Annotated in this window: 5 protein-coding genes; 4 read left to right on the top strand and 1 reads right to left on the bottom strand. The window is 70.8% G+C overall.

Annotated elements, in window-relative coordinates:
• The first annotated feature begins 84 nt into the window (after window positions 1-84).
• The 4 genes from RWP81_RS12665 (at window position 85) to RWP81_RS12680 (ending at window position 6633) form a co-directional block, all read left to right on the top strand.
• A complete protein-coding gene (locus RWP81_RS12665) occupies window positions 85-591 on the top strand; it encodes a low molecular weight protein-tyrosine-phosphatase (RefSeq protein ID WP_243224378.1) in 507 nt (168 codons plus the stop codon).
• Between the two features lie 27 nt (window positions 592-618).
• Window positions 619-1998 (top strand): adenylosuccinate lyase, encoded by a 1380-nt coding sequence (gene purB / locus RWP81_RS12670; protein WP_314456627.1) that lies wholly within the window; start codon window positions 619-621, stop codon window positions 1996-1998.
• 589 nt (window positions 1999-2587) lie between these two features.
• Window positions 2588-5437, top strand: a complete 2850-nt coding sequence (locus RWP81_RS12675) for a discoidin domain-containing protein (protein ID WP_314456629.1) — start codon at window positions 2588-2590, stop codon at window positions 5435-5437.
• Between the two features lie 155 nt (window positions 5438-5592).
• The gene (locus tag RWP81_RS12680) at window positions 5593-6633 is read left to right on the top strand and encodes a zinc-dependent alcohol dehydrogenase family protein (protein WP_314456631.1); all 1041 of its coding nucleotides are present in this window, start codon (window positions 5593-5595) and stop codon (window positions 6631-6633) included.
• 146 nt (window positions 6634-6779) lie between these two features.
• On the opposite strand, the gene RWP81_RS12685 is transcribed toward RWP81_RS12680, so the two are convergent.
• The coding region (locus RWP81_RS12685; RefSeq protein WP_314456633.1) for a hypothetical protein at window positions 6780-6976 on the bottom strand (197 nt) is incomplete at its 5' end.

Genomic DNA, 6976 nt, shown 5'->3' on the forward strand with positions numbered 1-6976 from the left:
CCTCCGTCGTCCGGGATGCGGCTCGGCGTGCTCCGCCAGGAATCGACGGGTGCGGACACGACGCGTCCCCGCCATGATGGAGGGATGACCGCGAGTGCCGACGCGCCCTTCCGCGTCGTGTTCGTGTGCAGCGGCAACATCTGCCGGTCGCCGATGGCCGAGGTGGTCTTCCGCCGTCTCGCCGAGACCGCGGGACTCGGCGCCCACGTCTCGTCGACCTCCGCCGGCACCGGCGACTGGCACGTCGGCGAGCGCGCCGACCACCGCACGATCGCCGCACTCGACCGCCTCGGTTACGACGGCGCAGCACACCGCGCGCGGCAGTTCCAATACGCCGACTTCACCCGCAACGACCTCGTCGTCGCGCTCGACCGCAGCCACGAACGGGTGCTGCGCGGCTGGGCGCAGGGCGACGACGACACCGACAAGATCGCGCTGCTGCAGTCGTTCCTTCCGGATGCCGAGACCCTCGACGTACCCGACCCGTACTACGCGGGGGCCCCGATGTTCGACGAGGTGCTCGGTATGATCGAACGCGCAAGCCGAGCCCTGTTCCGACAGCTCGAGCCCGCCATCCGTTCCGCGGGCTGATCCGTTCGCGCGACCCCCGGGAGACCCGTGTCCTCTCTGCCTCCGCAGCCCCTCAGCCCGCTCGACGGTCGGTACTTCGCCACCGTGTCCGAGATCGGCGACTACCTGTCGGAGGCGGGCCTGAACCGCGCCCGCGTCGAGGTCGAGGTCGAGTGGCTGCTCGCCCTGACCGACCGCTCGCTGTTCGGCACCTCTCCCGTCAGCGATGACGAGCGCACGAAGCTCCGTGCTCTCTACGAGAACTTCGGCGCCGACGAGATCGCCTGGCTCGCCGCCAAAGAGGCCGTCACCCGTCACGACGTGAAGGCCGTCGAGTACCTCGTGCGCGACCGTCTCGACAGCCTCGGCCTGACCGGCCTCGCCGAATTGACGCACTTCGCCTGCACGAGCGAAGACATCAACTCCACCGCCTATGCCCTCACCGTGCAGCGCGCGGTCGAGCGCGTGTGGCTGCCCAAGCTCCGCTCGGTCACCGCCGCCCTCGCCGAGCTCGCCGTCGCGCACCGCGACGCCGCGATGCTCTCGCGCACGCACGGACAGCCGGCCACTCCCACCACGATGGGCAAAGAGATCGGCGTCTTCGCGTGGCGTCTCGAGCGCGTCATCCGCCAGTTGGATGCCGGGGAGTACCTCGCGAAGTTCTCCGGGGCCACGGGCACCTGGTCGGCGCACGTCGCCGCAGAACCCGACGTCGACTGGCCGGCGCTCACGCGGGAGTTCATCGAGTCGCTCGGTCTGGGCTTCAACCCGGTCACGACGCAGATCGAGTCGCACGACTGGCAGGTCGAGCTCTACGACCGCGCGCGTCACGCCGGCGGCATCCTGCACAACCTCGCCACCGACATCTGGACCTACATCTCGCTCGGGTACTTCACCCAGGTCCCCGTGGCCGGGGCCACCGGATCGTCGACGATGCCGCACAAGATCAACCCGATCCGTTTCGAGAACGCCGAGGCGAACCTCGAGATCGCCGGCGGACTCTTCAGCACCCTGGCATCCACCCTCGTCACCAGCCGCCTGCAGCGCGACCTGACCGACTCCACGACGCAGCGCAACATCGGCGTCGCGTTCGGTCACTCCCTGCTCGCGCTCGACAACCTGCAGCGCGGCCTCACCGAGATCTCGCTCGCCGAAGACGTGCTGCTCGCCGACCTCGACGTGAATTGGGAGGTGCTCGCCGAAGCCATCCAGACCGTGGTGCGCGCCGAGATCGCCGCCGGTCGCTCGCAGATCACCGACCCGTACGCGCTGCTCAAGGACCTCACGCGCGGTCGCCGTGTCGGCGCTCCCGAGCTGGCCGAGTTCGTGCGCGGACTCGACATCGGCGATGCGGCGAAGCAGCGCCTGCTCGCCCTGACGCCCGCCGCGTACGCGGGCCTGGCGTCGCGGGTGGTCGACGCGCTGTAGGCCCGTCCGCTCCCCGCACGCCGCGCCAGCCTCACTCCCGGTCGCTCCACCGGTCGGTCGCGCCCACCTGCCGCTGCGCCGCCCTTCCCGTTGAGTGTCCAAAACACGCCGCATCCGGCAGGGCGTAGCGGCGCGTCCTGGACACTCAACGGGGCCTCGACGCGTGCCCCACACCCGTGGGCGCCCCCTGTCGAGTGTCCACAACACGCCGCACCCGACACGACGCAGCGGCGCGTCTCGGACGCTCAACGGGTCTCCGACGCATGCCCCACACCCGTGAGCACCCCCTGTCGAGTGTCCACAACACGCCGCACCCGACACGACGCAGCGGCGCGTCTCGGACGCTCAACGGGTCTCGACGCATGCCCCACACCCGTGAGCACCCTCTCTCGTTGAGTGTCCACAACACGCCGCACCCGACACGACGCAGCGGCGCGTCCTGGACACTCAACAGGGTCCGGCGGACTGCGCCGGCCAAGACGAGGCTGGACGCGGGCCGGCACCTCCCCGTAGGGTGTTGACGTCAACATCCCCGACCCCCGGGTCACCCGTGCGCCGCATCGTCGCGGCGCGGATCGGAACAGACGCGATGACGCACCGACGCCCCCTGACCGCACGCCGCCTCCTCGCGGCCGCAACGGCCGCTGTTCTGGCCGCCGCCCTGGCATCCCCGCTAGCAGCGGTCGCCGCCACGGGCGTACCGACGAACCCGAACGACGGGGTGCCCCGGATCGATCCACCCGTGACCTACGACAAATTCCAGCCCCTCGCCGACCCCGGTATGAGCGCCGCCGACTACTTCCAGCCGAAGTGGTACGACACCGACGGGCGGCACATCCAGGCGCACGGCGGCCAGGTCGTGACGACCGAGGAGAACGGTCAGACCGTCTACTACTGGTACGGCGAAGACCGCACCAACGGCTACTGGAACAGCCCCGGCGTCGCGGTGTACCGGTCGACGGATGCCAAGAACTGGACCAACCTCGGCGACGCCCTGCGCAGCATCAGCACGCGCGACGACCTGCTGACGCCGTACTTCGAAGACCTGTACGACACCCTCGACGAGAACGGCCAGCCCCGCACCGAGAAGATCGATGCCCTCGCCTACCACCTGAACTCGACGCGCGAGTCCGACTACACCGCGATCTTCGAGCGACCCAAGGTGCTGCACAACGAGAAGACGGGCCAGTGGGTCATGTGGTGGCACGCCGACGGGCGCACCGAGCCCGGCGGGAGCACCTACGCCCGCTCGATGGCCGCCGTCGCCGTGTCGGACTCCCCCGCGGGCCCCTTCCGCATGACCGGCGCCTACCGCATGCCCAACCGCGCGAACTACCAGGCGTGCACGCAGTACGCGGTGCCGGGCCAGGCGCGCGACATGACCGTCTTCCAGGACGACGACGGCAAGGCGTACATCTCCTACTCGTCGGAGGAGAACTACTCCCTCTACGTCGCCGAGCTCGACGACTCGTACACGAACGTCACCCACACCACCGGCACCGACACCCTCGACGTGAACCAGTACTCCGAGGACGGCCGCTACCCCTACGTCTTCGCCGACGGCACCCCCGAGGCGCCGGTGCGCGGCGAGGACTTCCAGATCGTCAAGGAATGCGGTCACCTCGAGGCGCCGGCGATCTTCGAGCGCGACGGCACCTACAGCGTCGTCACCTCGGGAGCGACCGGCTGGGCACCGAACCCGCAGACGTACTACACGGCGAGTGACCTGATGGGCACGTGGATCCGCGGCGTCCAGGTCGGCGACGCGCACGAGAACACCTACTACAGCAGCATCCCCGACGGTGGCGACGGTCTGCTGTCGGTCGGCGACGTCCGCCGCTCCACCTTCGGTTCCCAGACCACGAACGTCTTCGAGCTCGAGCCGGGCAAGTTCATCTACATGGGCGATCGCTGGAACGAGGGCGAGGCCGACTCGACCTACGTCTGGCTGCCGCTGACGGTGGGCGAGAACGGTCGCCTCGAGATGCACAACCCCGCGGCCGAGGACCCCGCGCGCTACGGCACCGGGTGGGACGCCTCGTACTGGGATGACAAGGGCTTCGGCCACGGCACGTGGAAGGTCACCACGGCATTGCCGACGACGGTCCTCCGCGGTCAGGCGCCGCAGCTGCCCAGCACCGTGTCGGTCGACACCGACGGCACCGCCTCCGCCGTCGCCGTGACCTGGAGCACCGTCGACACCAGCGTGCTCGGACCCCAGAAGCTCACCGGCACCCTCGCCGCCGACGCGAACTTCACGGTGGGGCGCACCTTCCAGCGCACGATCACCGTGACGACGCCGGGCATCGCCAACATCGCCCCCGAGGCGACGGTCACGGCCTCGAGCCGGAACGACCTCGTCGGCACGATCACCGACGGCAACCGCGCCGGCAAGGGCTGGGACGACTGGACGGGCAACGGCTACCCGCGCAACAGCTGGCTCCAGTTCGACTGGGGGACGAACCGCACGTTCGACTCCCTCGCCGTGTACACCTACAAGGACGGCGCCACCGCGACCTGGCCGTCGCGCATCCAGGTGCAGTACCGCGACGCCGCCGGCGCCTGGCAGGACACGACCGTTGCCGTCACCCTCGCTCAGGATGCCGCGGCGGTGGCGCCCGTCGCCACGCTCGACGGGAAGGGCCTGCCGGCGTCCTCCGCCCTGCGGCTGCGCCTCACGAGCGAGGCGAACACGTGGCAGTCGATCGCCGAGGTCGAGATCTGGGGCAACGCCCTGGCCGCCAACGTCTGCCGCGGCGCCGACGCCACCGTGTCGGCATCCTTCTCCCAGACCAAGTGGGCGACCCTGCCCGCGGGCAACGCCTGCGACGGCCGGCAGAACACGCAGTGGTCGACGTGGACCGACGCCGGGTTCAAGGACTCCGCGACCTTCACGCTCGAGACGACCGCAACCCACCGTCTGGACAAGGTGCAGTTCACCAACATCGAGGGCTCGGTCACGGGCGTCTCCGCGGAGTACCGCACGACCTCCAACGAGTGGAAGCCGGTCACCTTGACCGGCACCGCCCCGACGGTGACGAACGGTCGCGAGACGACCCTGGCGTTCACCCAGGTGGCCGCGACCGGCCTCCGACTGACGTTCGCCACCCCGGGTTCGTACCTGAAGATCCCCGAGATCGTCGTTCCCGAGGGTGTTGCGGCACCGAAGGCCACCACCACGGTGACTTCTCGCTGCATCGCCGGAAAGGTCACGCTGGTCACCACGGTGCGCAACGACGAGTCGACGCCCGCGACCGTCGAGGTCGCCTCGCAGTGGGGCCGCAAGACCCTGACCGCGATGGCTCCCGGTTCGACCACCTCGGTCGCGCAGGCGACGCGCGCGGCCTCCATCGGCGCCGGCGCTGTCACGGTGTCGACGTCGGTCGACGGCGCCAAGGGAGAGCAGAGCGTGCCGTTCACGGCGCGTAGCTGCAGCTGACCGGCGGGTGAGGCGACCCGACGCCTCGTTCTCCCGCCCTCGCAACCCGCCCCGACCGTTTCCGCGGCCGGGGCGGGTTGCTGCGTGGCGAGCGCGCTTCCTCCCGATGCCGGGCGGCGACGTGACCGCGGGGCCGGGGCGGGAGAATGGATGCCATGCGCGCGATGATCATGGATGCCCTGGCCGAACCCCTCGAGGTGCGCGACGTCGAGGCGCCGAGCGCCCCGGAGAGCGGCGTGGTCGTCGAGGTGTTCGCGACGGGGCTGTGCAAGAGCGACTGGCACGCCTGGGTCGGGCACGACGACGTCGCTCTTCCACATGTCCCCGGTCACGAACTGGCGGGCGTGATCGTCGAGGTCGGTGCCGGCGTTCAGCGGTGGCAGGTGGGTGATCGTGTCACGGTCCCCTTCGTCATGGGGTGCGGGGCGTGCGAGTGGTGTCTGAGCGGCAACGCGCAGGTGTGCCCCGACCAGCAGCAGCCCGGCTTCACGCAGTGGGGCTCGTTCGCCGAGCGGGTGGTGCTGCGCGCCGCCGACACCAACGTCGTCCGCATCCCCGACGGGGTCTCGTTCGAGGCGGCGGCGGCCCTCGGATGCCGCTTCGCCACCGCGTACCGCGCACTCACCGGCCGCGCGCGCGTGCAGGCCGGCGAGTGGATCACGGTGGTCGGCGCGGGTGGAGTGGGCCTGAGCGCGGTGATGATCGGCGCGGCCCTCGGGGCCCGCGTGATCTCCGTCGACCGTACGCCGGCAGCGCTCGAGGCCGCGCAGCGGCTGGGCGCCGAGCACACTCTCGTGGCCGACGGGTCGTATATCGCCGCTGCCGTCCACGAGCTCACCGGCGGCGGCAGCCACGTCTCGGTCGACGCGGTGGGCAGCGCGCAGACGGCGCGCGACGCCGTGCTGAGCCTCCGCCGACGGGGTCGTCACGTGCAGATCGGCCTGCTGCCCACGCCCGACGGCATGAGCGCCATGCCCATGGCCCGCGTGATCGCGTGGGAGCTCGACCTGCTCGGCAGCCACGGCATGGCGGCCGTGGACTACCCCGAGATGCTGTCGCTCATCGAGAGCGGCGCCCTGCGCCCGCAGGAGCTCATCGAGCGGGTCGTCGGCCTCGGCGAAGCGGCAGAGCTGCTGGCGACCATGGACACCGCGTCACCGGCCGGCATAACGATGATCGACCCACGGCGCGACTGACCCCACGCCGGCGGCCGGAGCGGTGCGGGGCGGCCGGAGCGGTGCGGGGCGGGGCGGTGCGGTGCGGGGTGTGGGGCGGTGCGGCACCGGTGCGGTGCCCGGCGCTGCCCTCGTCGTCGGTTCGGGAAGGGCCGCGCGGAGGGGTGTCAGGCCACCGACTCCGTGGCGGCGGCGCCGGAGATGGGGGGCTCCGCGATCGTCGGGCCGAACACCGCGGGAAGAGTCTCGTTCGAGAGGCGGTGCAGCTCCGAGACGGTCACCGTGAAGACGTCCTGGATCTCGAGGGATGCCTCGGTGCCCGGCTCGATGTCGGTGACGCCGATGCGCAGCACCGGGTAGCCGC

This window comes from uncultured Microbacterium sp., assembly GCF_963521695.1.
Taxonomy (GTDB): Bacteria; Actinomycetota; Actinomycetes; order Actinomycetales; family Microbacteriaceae; genus Microbacterium.